This window comes from Roseovarius sp. EC-HK134 (assembly GCF_902498815.1).
GTDB classification, from domain to species: Bacteria; Pseudomonadota; Alphaproteobacteria; order Rhodobacterales; family Rhodobacteraceae; genus Roseovarius; species Roseovarius mucosus_A.
Genome location: NZ_LR701544.1, coordinates 2,755,226 through 2,771,966 on the forward strand (window position 1 = coordinate 2,755,226; position 16,741 = coordinate 2,771,966).

Genomic DNA, 16,741 nt, shown 5'->3' on the forward strand with positions numbered 1-16,741 from the left:
TGATCCGCTCTGACTGACAGGGGGCGTGCGGGTCACTGCGCGCCCCCTTTGCATTTCGGAGTCGGATATGAAGCGTATTTTTCAGTATTTCGAGGCGCGTATCGACGCCTATCCCGCGTTGCAACCCAGCCAGCCGCCGGCGCGGTTTTGGCCGTTTCTATGGCATTACGCGCGCCCTGTGGCGCCATGGCTCATCGCAATGTCGGTGATCTCGGCGGTGTTTGCGGCTGTTGAAATTGTTCTGCTCGGCTATCTCGGCACGCTGGTCAATCGCATGTCGGAGCTTGGACCAGAGCGGTTTCTGGGCGAAGAGGCCGCGCGCCTTGGCGGCATGGGCGTGCTGCTTTTGATCGTGCTGCCGCTGCTCAGCGTCATGGGCGCGCTGATCATGTATCAGACACTGATGGGCAATTTCCCGCAGCGCATCCGCTGGCAGGGGCATCGCTGGCTCTTGGGGCAGTCGATGGGCTATTTCCAAGAAGAGTTTGCCGGTCGCATTGCCACCCGGCTGATGCAGACATCCTTGGCCGTGCGGGAAACCGTGATGAAACTGATGGATGTGGCGGTCTATATTCTGGCCTATTTCATCGGAACGCTCGTTCTGGCGGGAACGCAAGATATCCGCCTTGCCGCACCCTTTGCCATCTGGGCGCTGGCCTATGGTGCTCTTTTGGGCGTCATCGTGCCACGTCTGGGGCGGGTTGCACAGGAACAGGCGCATGCCCGGGCTGATATGACGGGACGGATTGTTGACAGCTACACCAATATCGCCACGGTCAAGCTGTTCAGCCATGCTGCACGCGAAGAGGCGTATGCCCGCGCCGGTTTGGATGGGTTCCTTCAGACCGTGCATCGGCAAATGCGTCTTGTGGCGGTGCAGGATATGTCGGTCAACCTGCTCAATGCCCTGCTGACCGGGGCGGTCACGGGGCTTGGCCTTTGGCTTTGGGTGCAGGGGCGGATTGATCTTGGCGCACTCGCGGTGGCCATTCCGCTTGCCTTGCGGCTTGGAAACATGTCGCATTGGATCATGTGGGAATTCGCCGCGCTGTTCGAAAATGTCGGCACCGCGCGCGACGGGTTGGCCACGCTTGCCATGCCGCGCACGGTGCAAGATAGCCCGACGGCGACGCCGTTGATGGTGCATAAGGGGGCCGTGCGCTGCGAAGCGGTGCGCTTTGTCTACGACAGCAGCAGCACACGCAAGGTGCCGGTGATCGACGGTCTTGATCTGACGCTGGCACCGGGGGAAAAGGTGGGGCTGGTCGGGCGCTCTGGCGCTGGAAAATCGACGCTCATCAACCTCTTGCTGCGGTTTCATGACCTGAGCGGCGGGCGCATCCTTATCGACGGTCAGGATGTTTCGCAGGTGACCCAAGACAGTCTGCGCGCGGCCATCGGCGTGGTGACGCAGGATACCGCGCTTTTGCACCGGTCCGTGCGCGAGAATATCGCCTATGGCCGCCCCGATGCGACCGACGCCGAAATTCGCGCCGCCACCGATCTGGCCGAGGCGACGGAGTTTATAGCCGGGCTGGAGGATGCGCGCGGACGCAGGGGCCTAGAGGCGCATGTGGGCGAGCGCGGCGTCAAGCTCTCGGGTGGGCAACGTCAGCGGATTGCGATTGCGCGCGCGGCGCTTAAGGATGCGCCGCTGTTGGTGTTGGACGAGGCAACGTCAGCGCTTGATTCCGAGGTAGAGGCCGCCATTCAGACACAGCTTTACCGACTGATGCAGGGCAAGACCGTGATCGCAATCGCGCATCGCCTCTCGACGATTGCCGCAATGGACCGGCTTATCGTCATGGACGAGGGCCGAATCGTCGAGCAGGGCACGCATGCGCAACTGCTGGCGCAGGACGGGCTTTATGCCCGTCTCTGGGCGCGGCAATCGGGCGGCTTCCTGATGGATTGAGGGAAAGCGGCGTGGTGGGTCATTCTGCCGCGCCTCTTGCAACCTGTGGAAAACGGTTTTCAGGTGCAGCACCAGCAGGCCGGATCGCGCCCCGGTCCTTGAATTCTCGATCAAAATCAAGCGCAGCCCGATTTGCTGCAGGAGCAAAGGCCGCGCGGCATACCGTTGTATTCACATAAGACATTGAAATATTGACTTTATTTCAATCCCTGTCAGTCTGAAGTGATATCGGCATGCGGCCCTTTTGCCGCGGTGCAGGGACCGGCACGCGGGAGGGCACGGCATGGGCGGGATACTCAAAGGAATGCGCGTGGTCGAAGGATCAGCCTTTGTTGCGGTGCCGCTGGCGGGAATGACGCTGGCACAGATGGGGGCCGAGGTCATCCGGTTTGACCGCATGGGGGGCGGGCTTGATGCGGGTCGTTGGCCGCTGGCCCCGTCTGGGCAAAGCCTCTTTTGGGCGGGGCTGAACAAGGGCAAGAAATCCATCGCCGTGGATATGACCCGCCCCGAGGGGCAGGACCTGGTGACGCGGATCATCACTGCGCCGGGCGAGGATGCCGGCCTTTTCCTGACCAACCTGCGGGTGCGCGGCTGGATGGATTATGAAACCCTCAGCCAATACCGCGCGGATTTGGTGATGGTCACGCTCATGGGGGATCGTCACGGTCGCCCGGCTGTGGATTACACTGTCAACCCCGCCCTTGGGATACCCGAGATGACGGGGCCTGTAGGCTGGCCCGAACCTGTGGCCCATGCCTTGCCCGCTTGGGATATTGCAGCGGGGCACTTGGTGGTGTCCTCGCTTTTGGCGGCAGAGCGCGAGCGTTTGCGCCGGGGCAGGGGGCAAGAGGTTGAACTGTCGCTCAAGGATGTGGCAGCGGCCACCATCGGGCATCTGGGGCTGATTGGTGATGCCGCCCTCAATGACAAGGAGCGCGGCAAGTCGGGCAATGCGCTATACGGGGCGTATGGCCAGGATTTCGTCTGTGCTTGCGGGCGGCGGGTGATGGTGATCGGTCTGACCCATCGCCAATGGCGTGGGCTGGTCAAGGCCACGGGCACCGAGGCCGCGATGGCAGCCTTGGCCGCGCGCAGCGGTCGCGATCTGAATGATGAGGGCAATCGCTGGCACCTGCGCCGCGAGATCACGGCGATCCTGCGCCCATGGTTCGCGACGCGCGAATTGAGCAGTTTTGCCGAGGCGTTTGATGCGGCAGGCCTGACCTGGTCGGTTTTTCGAACCGTGCGCGAGGCTTTGGCCGAAGATCCGGATCTGAGCGAAGATAATCCTATGTTCAAACTCTTGATGCAGCCGGGTTTGGGCCGGTTTCCGGTGCCCGGACATCCTGCGGCATTTTCGGCCCATGAAAGAGCAGCACCCCAACCCGCGCCGCAACTTGGCGCGCATACCGAAGAAGTTTTGGGCGATGTGGCTGGCCTCAGCGACACAGAGATTGCGCAGCTTTTCGATACTGGCGTCGTACAAAGCCCCCGCTTCGGGGCACGTCCGGCCGCCTGAACAGGAAATTGTGGATTTCATGACGAAATCCGCCTCAGGGCGCTTGATTCCCGGTCCAAGCTGGCGTAATCCGGCGCTCGGCCTTAGGGGTATAGCTCAGCTGGTAGAGCGACGGTCTCCAAAACCGTAGGTCGCGGGTTCGAACCCTGCTGCCCCTGCCAATTTTCAACACGCGTTGACCGTTTGTCGTGACCTGAGGTGGATCAGGGCGCGTCAAAAGTGCTTAAAATCAGCCTCAAATACGGTTTTATTTGGACATGCCGCATTTTCGCCGGCGGTTTGCCATGTTTTTGCCGCAATTGCGCCCCATCACGACCATTAATCGGTTTCGACGTCCGGGGGGACTGAGACCGATCCGCGTGGGGGCGTGGAAGAAATAGGGGATAGCTGCCATGGAAACGCATTTGCCGCGGGTTCCGAACCAAAAGACGTATTTTTCACATCACAATTCCGAATTGCCGGGTCGTTCGCCCGCTGATGCTGTCTCGACCGAACAGGCAGTGGAAAATGCGATGTCCACAATTCGCGAAATTCTGACAGAAGAGCGGCGCAAGACACGCCGGCACGTTCTTCCAGACCTCGCGCCGCATGTGCCTGTTGAACATCTGGAGCCGGTTCGGGCGCAGACGCCCAAACGGCGCGCCGCCGTTCTTTCGCGCCTTACGAATTTGCGCCCTCGTGCCTTAAAACTGAAGCCGCATCATGCTGGATGGCTGGCCGCTTTCGCTTTGGTCCTGTGGCAGCCCATGCCGGTGTTGATCGCCTTGTTCATCGGGTTCTGGATGGTCTTTCTCGGATATGCTCTCTTTGGCCCCGAACGCATGACGCATCTTCGGTCGCGGGTGACGCGGCGGATGGCGCGTTTGCTGGAACAGCGTCGCGCTTTGCCCGAACTGCGTCTGCGCCGCGAACCAGAGCCTGATGTTTTTGCCGATCGTCCGGATCCGTTCGAGCGGATCGCGCCCAAGACACGCTGAGACAGCAGGGCAGGGGGCCGCTGCCTTCTGCCCTTGAATTCGCGGGCCAGCCCGCGTATGTCGCGCTGAGCATCAAATTCAGAGAAGACAGCGCAGATGGCACGCACGAACCCGGTTCAATTCATTCAGCAGGTCCGCTCGGAAGTGGCCAAGGTCGTTTGGCCTAACCGCCGTGAGGTGATGCTGACCACGGTCATGGTGTTTATCATGGCCACGATTACGGCGATCTTCTTTGCTTTGGTCGACTTGGGCATCCGTAGTGGTTTGCAAGGGGTGCTGAGCCTGTTCGGCTGAGACGGCGAAAATCTTGTTCAGGCTCTTGAATTCGCAGGCAATCAGGGGTAGTTGACCCCACACTCTGAAACATGGCGCGCGGCGATTCGTGTTGCGCGCCGATTTTTGTTTTAGGTGGTGCAGGCTCAAGGGTCTGAAAGAATACGGAAATCCGATCACTGTATCGGTAAGAACAAAGGCATAGGGCGACGATGGCAAAGCGGTGGTACTCGGTCAGTGTTCTCTCGAATTTCGAGAAGAAGATCGCCGAGCAAATCAGACAGTCCGTCACCGAGAACGGCCTTGAGGATGAAATCGACGAAGTTCTGGTTCCCACCGAAGAGGTGATCGAGATCCGTCGTGGAAAAAAAGTGACCGCCGAGCGTCGCTTCATGCCCGGTTATGTGCTGGTGCATATGGAGATGTCGGATCGTGGCTATCACCTGATCAGCTCGATTAACCGTGTGACCGGGTTTCTGGGGCCGCAGGGCCGCCCGATGCCGATGCGGGACGCCGAGGTGAACGCGATCCTGAACCGAGTGCAAGAGGGTGAAGAAAGCCCGCGCACCCTGATCCACTTCGAGATCGGCGAGAAGGTTAAGGTTAACGACGGCCCGTTCGAGGATTTCGACGGCATGGTCGAGGAAGTGGACGAGGACAACCAGCGCCTCAAGGTCTCGGTGTCGATCTTTGGCCGGGAAACGCCGGTTGAACTGGAATTCACTCAGGTCACGAAACAGATGTGATTTGGGTTGTCCGGTGCCACCTAACGGTGGCCCGGATCATAGCCGTGGGAGGTAAGGTGGCCGCGGCCACCGAACCGCACCACACAACACGAGAGCCAGAGGGGCGCGCCCCGATGGTGTTGGACCAAAAGGAGAGGCCATATGGCCAAGAAACTTATCGGGACGCTCAAGCTGCAGGTGAAAGCCGGGCAAGCCAACCCCAGCCCGCCCGTAGGCCCTGCATTGGGTCAGCGCGGCATCAATATCATGGAATTCTGCAAGGCGTTCAACGCCAAGACTGCGGATCTCGAGCCGGGCGCACCGTGCCCTGTCGTGATTTCCTATTATCAGGACAAGTCCTTTGAGTTGGCGATCAAGACGCCGCCTGCGTCCTACTTCCTCAAGAAAGCGGCCAAGCTGCAATCCGGGTCCAAGACCCCGGGTCGTGCGTCCGCTGGCACCGTGACCATCGCGCAGGTGCGCGAAATCGCGGAAGCCAAGTGGAAAGACCTGAACGCGAACGACATCGACGCCGCTATGCAGATCATTCTGGGCAGCGCGCGGTCCATGGGCATCGAGGTGAAGTAAGATGGCAAAGCTTGGAAAACGGACCCGCGCCCTGCGTGAAGCCTTTGACGGCAAGGACAACATGAGCGTCGAAGACGCGATTGCCCTGATCAAAGGTAATGCGACCGCTAAATTCGACGAAACCGTCGAAATCTCGATGAACCTCGGGGTTGATCCCCGCCATGCCGACCAAATGGTGCGCGGCGTTGTCGGCCTGCCCAATGGCACCGGCAAGACCGTGCGCGTTGCAGTCTTTGCACGCGGCACCAAGGCTGATGAGGCTCAGGCGGCCGGTGCCGATATCGTCGGCGCAGAGGATCTGATGGAGACCATCCAGAGCGGCAAGATCGATTTTGATCGCTGCATCGCCACCCCCGACATGATGCCCATCGTGGGTCGTCTGGGCAAGGTTCTGGGCCCGCGCAACCTGATGCCGAACCCCAAGATTGGCACGGTGACGATGGATGTCGCGCAGGCGGTCAAGGATGCCAAGGGCGGTCAGGTACAGTTCAAGGCCGAAAAAGCCGGTGTTGTGCATGCCGGTATTGGCAAGGCGTCGTTCGATGCGGCCAAACTGGCCGAGAACGTGCGCGCCTTTGTGTCTGCTGTGCAGCGTGCCAAGCCGACCGGTGCCAAGGGCACTTACGTCAAGAAAATCTCGCTCTCGTCCACCATGGGCGCAGGCGTGACGGTCGACGTCAACAGCGCTGTTGTCGAGTAAGAATTTGTTCCCGGATCACTGATCCGGGGATAAACGGCAAGGCCGAGTTTGGCCTTGTCCTGTCCGAGACGGAGGGTTCAGGCATCCGCCTGAATAAATCCTTCCTGAGATGGGGAACGAGATGAGATTTCCAGCCGGGGCTTGCGTCCTCGGGTGATCTTGGCCTCGGGACCCGTGTTTTGGACCCGAACGCCGACCCTTCGGGAGCGGCAAAAACTGAGCCGGGGGGAGACCCCCAAATTTGGAGTGAAACTGTGGATAGAGCCCAGAAAGAGAAAGTGGTCGAGGAACTCGGCCAGATCTTTGAAAGCTCTGGCGTTGTAGTGGTCGCCCACTACGCGGGTCTTACAGTTGCCGAAATGCAGGATCTGCGTGCCCGCGCCCGTGCGGCAGAGGCATCAGTTCGTGTAGCCAAGAACAAGCTCGCCAAGATCGCCCTTGAGGGCAAGCCGTGCGCAAGCATTGCGAACTACCTCACGGGCATGACCGTGCTTACCTTCTCCGAGGACCCCGTGGCAGCCGCCAAGGTGTGCGAGGACTTTGCCAAGGCGAACAAAAAGTTCGAAATCCTTGGTGGGGCCATGGGTGGCACGGCTCTGAACCGGGCCGGCGTCGAAGCCGTGTCGAAAATGCCCTCGCGTGAAGAGCTTATTGCTTCGATCGTGGGCTGTATCGGCGCACCTGCTTCGAACATCGCCGGTGCGATTGGCGCGCCTGCTTCGAATATCGCGGGCATCCTTTCGACGATCATCGAAAAGGCTGAGGCCGCGTAAGGCAAACTGTAATCACCGCGTAGGGGTTGTCTTCCCGACGTTGGAACACATCTAGAAAACGGAAAGAGTCAAAAATGGCTGATCTGAAGAAACTGGCAGAAGAGATCGTTGGTCTGACGCTTCTCGAAGCACAAGAACTGAAAACCATCCTCAAGGATGAATATGGTATCGAGCCCGCTGCTGGCGGCGCGATCATGATGGCTGGCCCGGCGGGCGATGCTGGCGGGTCGGATGCTGAAGAGCAGACCGAGTTCGACGTCATCCTGAAGTCGGCTGGTGCCTCCAAGATCAACGTGATCAAGGAAGTGCGCGCAATCACCGGTCTGGGCCTGAAAGAAGCCAAAGACCTGGTCGACGCAGGCGGCAAAGCTGTCAAAGAGCAAGTCTCGAAAGACGAGGCCGACGACATCAAAGCCAAGCTGGAAGCAGCTGGCGCAGAGGTCGAAATCAAGTAATCCGTGTCGGGGCAACCCGCACAGGATTTTAAGGCTGGAACCGGGGTTTCCCGGTTCCGGCCAAACCTGTCTCAGAGAGGCCCTGCACAAGACGGGGCTTTTCTAAGGCGAGGTTTATATGATCGGGAGGCTGTCATTGGGACGATGGCCATGAATGGATCAAACCCAGCCGTCTCGGATGGACGCGGTGCTGAGCCCCAACAGCACGCGCGACCGGTGAGAAATGAAAGGTGACATCGACCATGGCTCAAAGCTTCCTTGGCCAGAAACGCTTGCGCAGATATTACGGCAAAATCCGCGAAGTGCTGGAGATGCCGAATCTGATCGAGGTTCAGAAATCCTCGTATGACCTGTTCCTGAAATCCGGCGACCAGCCCCAGCCGCAGGACGGCGAGGGCATCAAGGGCGTCTTCCAGTCGGTCTTTCCGATCAAGGATTTCAACGAAACCAGCGTGCTGGAATTCGTCAGCTATGAGCTGGAAAAGCCCAAGTATGACGTCGATGAGTGCATGCAGCGCGACATGACCTATGCAGCACCCCTCAAGGTCAAGCTGCGTCTCATCGTGTTCGATATCGACGAAGATACCGGCGCCAAATCGGTCAAGGATATCAAGGAACAAGACGTGTTCATGGGCGATATGCCCCTGATGACGCCCAATGGCACCTTCGTGGTCAACGGCACCGAGCGCGTGATCGTATCCCAGATGCACCGCAGCCCCGGCGTGTTCTTTGACCATGACAAGGGCAAGACCCATTCTTCGGGCAAGCTGCTGTTTACCTGCCGGATCATCCCCTATCGCGGGTCGTGGTTGGACTTTGAGTTTGACGCCAAGGACATCGTGTTCGCCCGTATCGACCGTCGCCGCAAATTGCCGGTGACAACGCTGCTGTATTCGCTTGGTCTCGATCAAGAAGGCATCATGAATGCCTATTACGACACCGTTGATTACAAGCTGAAAAAGAAAAAGGGCTGGGTCACCAAGTTCTTCCCCGAGCGCGTGCGCGGCACCCGTCCGACCTATGACCTGATTGATGCCAATACCGGCGAAGTGATCTTTGAAGCGAGCAAAAAGATCACGCCGCGCGCGGTCAAGCAGCTGATCGACGAGGGCAATGTCACCGAGCTTTTGGTGCCGTTCGAGCATATCGTTGGCAAGTTCGTGGCGCGCGACATCATCGACGAAGAGACCGGCGCAATCTATGTCGAAGCGGGCGATGAGCTGACGCTTGAGTATGGCAAGGATGGCGAGATTTCGGGTGGCACGTTGCAAGACCTGCTTGACGCCGGGATCACGGACATTCCGGTTCTCGATATCGACGGCATCAACGTCGGCGCTTACATCCGCAACACCATGGCAGCGGACAAGAACATGAACCGCGAGAGCGCGCTCATGGACATCTACCGCGTCATGCGCCCCGGCGAGCCGCCCACCGAAGAGGCCTCGGCGGCGCTCTTTGATACGTTGTTCTTTGATGCGGAGCGCTATGACCTGTCTGCCGTGGGCCGGGTCAAGATGAACATGCGTCTGAATCTCGATAAGCCGGATACTCAGCGTACTTTGGATCGCGATGATATCGTCGCCTGCGTCAAGGCGCTGGTGGAACTGCGTGACGGCAAGGGCGATATTGACGATATCGACCACCTCGGCAACCGCCGGGTCCGGTCGGTCGGCGAATTGATGGAGAACCAGTATCGCGTTGGTCTTCTGCGGATGGAACGTGCGATCAAAGAGCGTATGTCATCGGTCGAGATTGACACGGTGATGCCGCAGGATCTGATCAACGCCAAGCCGGCAGCGGCGGCGGTACGTGAATTCTTTGGCTCTTCGCAGCTGTCGCAGTTCATGGACCAGACCAACCCGCTTTCGGAAGTCACCCACAAGCGCCGTCTTTCGGCGCTCGGGCCGGGCGGTTTGACACGCGAACGCGCGGGCTTTGAGGTACGCGACGTGCACCCGACCCACTATGGCCGGATGTGCCCGATTGAGACGCCGGAAGGGCCGAACATCGGTCTGATCAACAGCCTCGCCACCTTTGCGCGGGTCAATAAATATGGCTTTATCGAAACGCCGTATCGCAAGGTGATCGACGGTCAGGTGACGGACGAAGTGCAGTACATGTCCGCCACAGAAGAGATGCGCCACACTGTGGCGCAGGCCAACGCCAATCTCGACGAGGGCGGGCGGTTCGTTAACGATCTGGTCTCGACCCGTCAGTCGGGCGAATACATGCTCGCCCCGCGCGAGAGTGTGGACCTGATCGACGTGAGCCCCAAGCAGCTTGTCTCGGTCGCGGCTTCGCTCATTCCCTTCCTTGAGAATGACGACGCCAACCGCGCATTGATGGGCTCTAACATGCAGCGTCAGGCGGTTCCGACACTGCGCGCCGAGGCGCCGCTGGTCGGCACCGGTATCGAGGGCGTCGTTGCCCGCGATTCCGGCGCTGCCATCATGGCGAAACGGGCCGGGGTAATCGACCAGGTCGATGCACAGCGGATCGTGATCCGTGCCACCGCTGATCTTGAAATCGGCGATCCGGGCGTGGACATCTACCGCATGCGCAAGTTCCAGCGCTCGAACCAGAACAGCTGCATCAACCAGCAGCCGCTGGTCAAGGTGGGCGATACTGTCCAGAAGGGCGAGGTCATCGCTGATGGTCCTTGCACCGATATGGGCGAACTGGCGCTTGGCAAGAACGTGATCACGGCCTTCATGCCGTGGAACGGCTATAACTACGAAGACTCGATTCTGATTTCCGAGCGGATCGTGCGCGATGACGTCTTTACCTCGATCCATATCGAGGAATTCGAGGTCGCCGCCCGCGATACAAAACTCGGGCCGGAAGAGATCACGCGCGATATCCCGAACGTCGGCGAGGAAGCTCTGCGCAACCTCGACGAAGCGGGCATCGTCTATATCGGTGCTGACGTTGAGCCGGGCGATATCCTTGTGGGCAAGATCACCCCCAAGGGCGAAAGCCCGATGACGCCGGAGGAAAAACTCCTCCGCGCCATCTTTGGCGAAAAGGCCAGCGACGTGCGCGATACCTCCTTGCGCGTCAAGCCGGGTGATTACGGCACAGTCGTCGAAGTGCGGGTGTTCAACCGCCACGGTGTGGAAAAGGACGAGCGCGCGCTTCAGATCGAGCGCGAAGAGGTCGAGCGTCTGGCGCGCGACCGCGACGACGAGCTGGCGATCCTGGATCGCAACATCTATGCCCGTCTGCGCACTCTGATCATGGGCAAAGTTGCCGTCAAAGGCCCCAAGGGCGTCAAGGCGAATTCGGACATCACCGAAGAGTTGCTCTCGACGCTGACCAAGGGCCAGTGGTGGCAGCTTGCCCTCAAGGACGAGGCCGACGCCAAAATCGTCGAGGCGCTGCATGATCAGTATGAGGCGCAAAAGCGCACGCTGGATGCACGGTTCGAAGACAAGGTCGAAAAAGTCCGTCGCGGCGATGATCTGCCGCCGGGTGTCATGAAGATGGTCAAAGTCTTTATCGCGGTGAAGCGCAAACTGCAGCCTGGTGACAAGATGGCCGGTCGTCACGGCAACAAGGGTGTGGTCTCCAAGGTGATCCCGATCGAGGACATGCCGTTCCTTGCGGATGGGACACCGGTTGATATCTGTCTCAATCCGCTCGGCGTGCCGAGCCGGATGAACGTGGGTCAGATTCTGGAAACCCACATGGGCTGGGCCGCGCGCTCGCTCGGTCTCAAGATCGACGAGGCGTTGCAGGACTATCGCCGCTCCGGCGATCTAACCCCTGTGCGCGAGGCTATGCGCATTGCTTATGGCGATGATGTCTATGCCGAAGGGATCGAGGGCATGGATGAGACCACGCTGATCGAGTCTGCAGGCACCGTGACCAGCGGTGTGCCGATTGCCACCCCGGTCTTTGACGGGGCGAAAGAGGCGGATGTCAACGACGCCCTGCGGCGTGCAGGCTTTGACACAAGCGGTCAGTCGGTGCTGTTCGACGGGCGCACGGGCGAGCAGTTTTCGCGCCCTGTGACCGTGGGCATCAAGTATCTGCTCAAGCTGCATCACCTTGTCGATGACAAGATCCACGCACGCTCGACCGGGCCCTACAGCCTTGTCACGCAGCAGCCTCTGGGCGGTAAAGCCCAGTTCGGCGGCCAGCGGTTCGGGGAAATGGAGGTCTGGGCACTTGAGGCCTATGGCGCCGCCTATACCCTGCAAGAGATGCTGACGGTCAAGTCGGATGACGTGGCAGGCCGGACCAAGGTCTATGAGAGCATCGTCAAAGGCGAGGACAATTTCGAGGCCGGTATCCCGGAATCGTTCAACGTTCTCGTCAAAGAGGTCCGGGGCCTTGGCCTCAACATGGAACTCCTGGATGCGGAGGAGGATGAGTAAGCGGATCGCATGGTGCGTTGTCACCCACCCTACGGCACGACGTAGGGTGGGTAAAACGCACCGTTTGCTGCGCCACACATCCTCCTCTCGCCCGAATTCAAGGATTTGAAAATGAACCAGGAACTGACAAACAACCCGTTCAACCCGGTGGCCCCTGCCAAGGTGTTCGACGAAATCAAGGTCAGCCTTGCCAGCCCGGAGCGTATCCTGAGCTGGTCTTACGGCGAGATCAAAAAGCCCGAGACCATCAACTACCGCACGTTCAAGCCCGAGCGTGACGGTCTCTTCTGCGCGCGGATCTTTGGCCCGATCAAGGATTACGAATGCCTTTGCGGCAAATACAAGCGCATGAAATATCGCGGCGTTGTCTGCGAGAAATGCGGCGTTGAAGTCACGCTGCAAAAGGTTCGTCGCGAGCGTATGGGCCATATCGAGCTGGCCGCCCCCTGCGCCCATATCTGGTTCCTGAAATCGCTGCCGTCGCGCATCGGTCTTATGTTGGATATGACGCTGCGTGATTTAGAGCGGGTGCTCTATTTCGAAAACTACGTGGTGATCGAGCCCGGTCTGACCGATCTGACCTATGGCCAGATGCTGACCGAAGAAGAGTTCATGGATGCGCAAGACGCATACGGCATGGACGCCTTTACCGCCAATATCGGCGCCGAGGCGATCCGCGAGATGCTCCAGAATATCGACCTCGAGGCCGAGGCCGAGCAACTGCGCGCCGACCTCAAGGAAGCCACAGGCGAATTGAAGCCCAAGAAAATCATCAAGCGCCTCAAGGTGGTTGAGTCCTTCATCGAATCCGGCAACCGTCCGGAATGGATGGTGATGACGGTGATCCCGGTCATTCCGCCAGAACTGCGCCCGCTGGTGCCGCTGGACGGGGGCCGTTTTGCCACGTCGGACCTCAACGATCTCTATCGCCGGGTGATTAACCGGAACAACCGCCTCAAGCGGCTTATCGAGCTGCGCGCGCCCGATATCATCGTGCGCAACGAAAAGCGGATGCTTCAGGAATCGGTCGATGCGCTGTTTGACAATGGCCGTCGCGGCCGCGTCATCACCGGGGCCAACAAGCGCCCGCTGAAATCGCTCTCGGACATGCTCAAGGGCAAGCAGGGTCGCTTCCGTCAGAACCTTCTAGGTAAGCGGGTCGACTTCTCGGGTCGTTCGGTGATCGTGACCGGTCCGGAGCTGAAACTGCATCAGTGCGGCCTGCCCAAGAAGATGGCACTCGAGCTGTTCAAGCCGTTCATCTACTCGCGGCTTGAGGCAAAGGGCCTGTCCAGCACTGTCAAGCAGGCCAAGAAACTGGTCGAAAAAGAGCGTCCCGAGGTTTGGGACATTCTGGATGAGGTCATTCGCGAGCATCCCGTCATGCTCAACCGCGCACCGACCCTGCACCGTTTGGGCATTCAGGCGTTTGAGCCGGTGCTGATCGAAGGCAAGGCAATCCAGCTTCACCCGCTGGTCTGTTCGGCCTTCAACGCCGACTTTGACGGCGACCAGATGGCCGTGCACGTGCCGCTGAGCCTTGAGGCGCAGCTTGAGGCGCGGGTGCTCATGATGTCCACGAACAACGTGCTCTCGCCCGCCAACGGCGCGCCGATCATCGTTCCGTCGCAGGATATGATCCTTGGCCTTTATTACGTCACGCTGCAGCGCGACGGGATGAAAGGTGAAGGCATGGTCTTCTCGTCCTTGGGGGAGGTGCAGCATGCGCTTGACGCAGGCGAGGTGCATCTGCATTCCAAGGTGACGGTGCGCGTGCCGCAGATTGACGAGCACGGCAACGAGGTCATGGTTCGGGTTGTTACCACGCCGGGCCGGGCCCGTCTTGGGGCACTTCTGCCGCAAAATGCCAAGGCCCCCTTTAGCCTTGTCAACCGTCTGTTGCGCAAGAAAGAAGTGCAGCAGGTCATCGACACCGTCTATCGCTATTGCGGCCAAAAAGAGAGCGTCATTTTCTGCGATCAGATCATGACCCTCGGCTTCCGCGAGGCGTTCAAGGCGGGGATTTCCTTTGGCAAGGATGACATGGTCGTTCCCGACAACAAATGGAGCATCGTCGAAGAGACCCGCAGCCAGGTCAAAGGCTTTGAACAGCAGTATATGGACGGCCTGATCACCCAAGGTGAGAAGTACAACAAGGTCGTCGATGCCTGGTCGAAGTGTAACGATCAGGTCACCGAGGCCATGATGTCCACCATTTCGGCGGAACTGCGGGACGAGAACGGTGCTGTCCGCGAACCTAACAGCGTCTATATGATGGCGCACTCGGGCGCGCGGGGCTCGGTCACTCAGATGAAGCAGTTGGGCGGTATGCGCGGCCTGATGGCCAAGCCGAACGGCGACATCATCGAGACGCCGATCATCTCGAACTTCAAGGAAGGTCTGACCGTTCTTGAATACTTCAACTCAACCCACGGTGCCCGTAAGGGTCTGTCGGATACGGCTCTGAAAACCGCAAACTCGGGCTATCTGACCCGGCGTCTGGTGGACGTCGCGCAGGATTGTATCGTGCGCGAGCATGACTGCGGGACCGAGCGCGCGGTTACGGTTGAAGCGGCGGTAAACGACGGCGAAGTTGTGGCCTCCTTGGCAGAGCGTTGCCTTGGTCGGGTTGCGGCTGAGGATATCTTTGATCCGATCAGCGATGCGGTCTTGATCGCGCGTGGCCAGTTGATTGACGAGCGTATGGCGGATTCGCTGGAAGAAGCGGCTGTCCAGACTGTGCGCCTGCGTTCGCCGCTGACCTGTGAGGCCGAGGATGGCGTCTGTGCCATGTGCTATGGTCGTGACCTTGCGCGCGGCACCATGGTCAACATCGGCGAGGCTGTTGGCATCATCGCCGCGCAGTCGATTGGCGAGCCCGGCACACAGCTCACGATGCGGACCTTCCACATCGGCGGCGTGGCGCAGGGGGGGCAACAGTCCTTCCTTGAGGCAAGCCAAGAGGGCACGATCACCTATGATCAACCCCAGACGCTGGAAAACGCCAATGGCGAGACCCTCGTTATGGGCCGGAACATGAAACTCCGGATCATTGGCGACAAGGGTGTTGAACTTGCCAGCCACAAGGTCGGCTACGGCACCAAGCTCTTTGTCAAAGAAGGGGCCAAGGTTACGCGCGGTCAGAAACTGTTCGAGTGGGATCCCTACACCCTGCCGATCCTCGCCGAGAAATCGGGCACCGCGAAATTCGTGGACCTGACCTCGGGTGTCTCTGTGCGGGACGTGACCGACGAAGCCACTGGCATGACCCAAAAGATCGTGACCGATTGGCGGGCAGCACCGCGCGGCAACGAGCTGAAACCCGAAGTGTTCATCGTGGGTGAAGATGGTGAGCCCATGCGCAATGACGCGGGCAACCCTGTGACCTATCCGATGTCCGTGGATGCCATTCTGTCGGTCGAAGAAGGCCAGCAGGTGCAAGCGGGTGATGTGATTGCGCGTATTCCGCGTGAAGGTGGCAAGACCAAGGACATCACCGGTGGTCTGCCGCGTGTGGCTGAACTCTTTGAGGCACGTCGCCCCAAGGATCACGCCATCATCGCGGAAATCGACGGGTATGTTCGCTATGGCCGCGACTACAAGAACAAGCGTCGCGTTACGATCGAACCCACCGACGAAAGCCTTGAGCCCGTGGAATACATGGTGCCCAAGGGTAAGCACATCCCGGTGCAGGAAGGTGACTATGTCCAGAAGGGCGATTACATCATGGACGGCAATCCCGCGCCGCATGATATTCTTGCCATCATGGGCGTCGAAGCGCTTGCCAACTACATGATCGACGAGGTGCAGGAGGTTTACCGTCTGCAGGGCGTGAAGATCAACGACAAGCACATCGAGGTCATCGTGCGTCAGATGCTCCAGAAATGGGAGATCCAGGACTCGGGCGACACGACGCTGCTCAAGGGCGAGCATGTGGACAAGGTCGAGTTTGACGAGGCCAATGCCAAGGCTGAGGCCAAGGGCGGACGTCCGGCTATGGGTGAACCGATCCTTCTCGGTATCACCAAGGCATCGCTGCAAACCCGGTCGTTCATCTCGGCGGCATCCTTCCAGGAAACCACCCGCGTTCTCACCGAAGCCTCTGTTCAGGGCAAACGTGACAAGCTGGTCGGTCTCAAGGAGAACGTCATCGTGGGCCGCCTGATCCCGGCGGGCACGGGGGGTGCGACCCAAGAGATGCGCCGCATTGCGACAGCGCGCGACAGCATCGTGATCGAGGCGCGTCAGGAAGAGGCGGCTGCGGCTGCGGCGCTGGCCGCACCTGTGATCGACAATGATGTGGTTGGTGGCGACGAGTTTGACAATTTCGTTGAAACTCCGGAGAGCCGCGATCAGTAAGATTTGCGGATGAAATTTGGAAAAGCCCGGTCCTTTGACCGGGCTTTTTCATTGGGAAGAGAGGTTTTTAAATAA

11 protein-coding genes and 1 tRNA gene are annotated in these 16,741 nt (G+C 59.5%); all 12 read left to right on the forward strand.

Translation table 11 applies throughout. From position 1 onward, the window contains the following. Positions 1 to 67: 67 nt before the first annotated feature. The 12 genes from GC127_RS17245 to rpoC all read left to right on the forward strand — a co-directional run bounded on the left by GC127_RS17245 (position 68) and on the right by rpoC (position 16,666). The gene (locus tag GC127_RS17245; RefSeq protein ID WP_008282015.1) at positions 68 to 1,915 is read left to right on the forward strand and encodes an ABC transporter ATP-binding protein; all 1,848 of its coding nucleotides are present in this window, start codon (positions 68 to 70) and stop codon (positions 1,913 to 1,915) included. Between the two features lie 283 nt (positions 1,916 to 2,198). After that, on the forward strand, positions 2,199 to 3,437 hold the full coding sequence (locus GC127_RS17250) for a CoA transferase (protein ID WP_008282016.1): 1,239 nt from the start codon (positions 2,199 to 2,201) through the stop codon (positions 3,435 to 3,437). An 85-nt stretch (positions 3,438 to 3,522) separates the two neighbouring features. Continuing rightward, positions 3,523 to 3,598: transfer RNA gene (locus GC127_RS17255), tRNA-Trp, on the forward strand. Positions 3,599 to 3,829: 231 nt separating this feature from the next. Further along, the gene (locus GC127_RS17260) at positions 3,830 to 4,414 is read left to right on the forward strand and encodes a hypothetical protein (RefSeq protein WP_151979112.1); all 585 of its coding nucleotides are present in this window, start codon (positions 3,830 to 3,832) and stop codon (positions 4,412 to 4,414) included. Positions 4,415 to 4,510: 96 nt separating this feature from the next. Then, positions 4,511 to 4,708: a preprotein translocase subunit SecE gene (secE, locus tag GC127_RS17265; RefSeq protein WP_008282018.1), complete on the forward strand. Its 198-nt coding sequence runs from the start codon at positions 4,511 to 4,513 to the stop codon at positions 4,706 to 4,708. 191 nt (positions 4,709 to 4,899) lie between these two features. Then, positions 4,900 to 5,433, forward strand: coding sequence for a transcription termination/antitermination protein NusG (gene nusG / locus GC127_RS17270; RefSeq protein WP_008282019.1), 534 nt, complete (start codon positions 4,900 to 4,902; stop codon positions 5,431 to 5,433). 141 nt (positions 5,434 to 5,574) lie between these two features. Next, complete coding sequence (gene rplK, locus GC127_RS17275) at positions 5,575 to 6,000, forward strand: 50S ribosomal protein L11 (RefSeq protein WP_008282021.1); 426 nt, start codon at positions 5,575 to 5,577, stop codon at positions 5,998 to 6,000. A gap of 1 nt (position 6,001) precedes the next feature. Next, positions 6,002 to 6,700 carry a 50S ribosomal protein L1 gene (rplA, locus tag GC127_RS17280; RefSeq protein WP_008282022.1) on the forward strand — a complete coding sequence of 233 codons (699 nt, stop codon included), beginning with the start codon at positions 6,002 to 6,004 and terminating at the stop codon, positions 6,698 to 6,700. Positions 6,701 to 6,954: 254 nt separating this feature from the next. Next, complete coding sequence (gene rplJ / locus GC127_RS17285) at positions 6,955 to 7,473, forward strand: 50S ribosomal protein L10 (protein ID WP_037298274.1); 519 nt, start codon at positions 6,955 to 6,957, stop codon at positions 7,471 to 7,473. Positions 7,474 to 7,547: 74 nt separating this feature from the next. After that, entirely contained in the window at positions 7,548 to 7,928 is a 381-nt protein-coding gene (gene rplL / locus GC127_RS17290; protein ID WP_008282024.1) for a 50S ribosomal protein L7/L12, read from the forward strand. Positions 7,929 to 8,170: 242 nt separating this feature from the next. Next, positions 8,171 to 12,307, forward strand: a complete 4,137-nt coding sequence (gene rpoB / locus GC127_RS17295) for a DNA-directed RNA polymerase subunit beta (RefSeq protein ID WP_081508336.1) — start codon at positions 8,171 to 8,173, stop codon at positions 12,305 to 12,307. A 111-nt stretch (positions 12,308 to 12,418) separates the two neighbouring features. Then, positions 12,419 to 16,666, forward strand: a complete 4,248-nt coding sequence (gene rpoC, locus GC127_RS17300; protein ID WP_008282026.1) for a DNA-directed RNA polymerase subunit beta' — start codon at positions 12,419 to 12,421, stop codon at positions 16,664 to 16,666. Positions 16,667 to 16,741 lie beyond the last annotated feature (75 nt).

Bases quoted from the DNA above. Each gene is read 5' to 3' on its own strand.
- rpoC (WP_008282026.1), top strand. From the start codon at position 12,419: ATGAACCAGGAACTGACAAACAACCCGTTCAACCCGGTGGCCCCTGCC.
- rplL (WP_008282024.1), top strand. From the start codon at position 7,548: ATGGCTGATCTGAAGAAACTGGCAGAAGAGATCGTTGGTCTGACGCTT.
- nusG (WP_008282019.1), top strand. From the start codon at position 4,900: ATGGCAAAGCGGTGGTACTCGGTCAGTGTTCTCTCGAATTTCGAGAAG.
- rplA (WP_008282022.1), top strand. From the start codon at position 6,002: ATGGCAAAGCTTGGAAAACGGACCCGCGCCCTGCGTGAAGCCTTTGAC.
- GC127_RS17245 (WP_008282015.1), top strand. From the start codon at position 68: ATGAAGCGTATTTTTCAGTATTTCGAGGCGCGTATCGACGCCTATCCC.
- GC127_RS17260 (WP_151979112.1), top strand. From the start codon at position 3,830: ATGGAAACGCATTTGCCGCGGGTTCCGAACCAAAAGACGTATTTTTCA.
- secE (WP_008282018.1), top strand. From the start codon at position 4,511: ATGGCACGCACGAACCCGGTTCAATTCATTCAGCAGGTCCGCTCGGAA.
- rpoB (WP_081508336.1), top strand. From the start codon at position 8,171: ATGGCTCAAAGCTTCCTTGGCCAGAAACGCTTGCGCAGATATTACGGC.
- rplK (WP_008282021.1), top strand. From the start codon at position 5,575: ATGGCCAAGAAACTTATCGGGACGCTCAAGCTGCAGGTGAAAGCCGGG.
- GC127_RS17250 (WP_008282016.1), top strand. From the start codon at position 2,199: ATGGGCGGGATACTCAAAGGAATGCGCGTGGTCGAAGGATCAGCCTTT.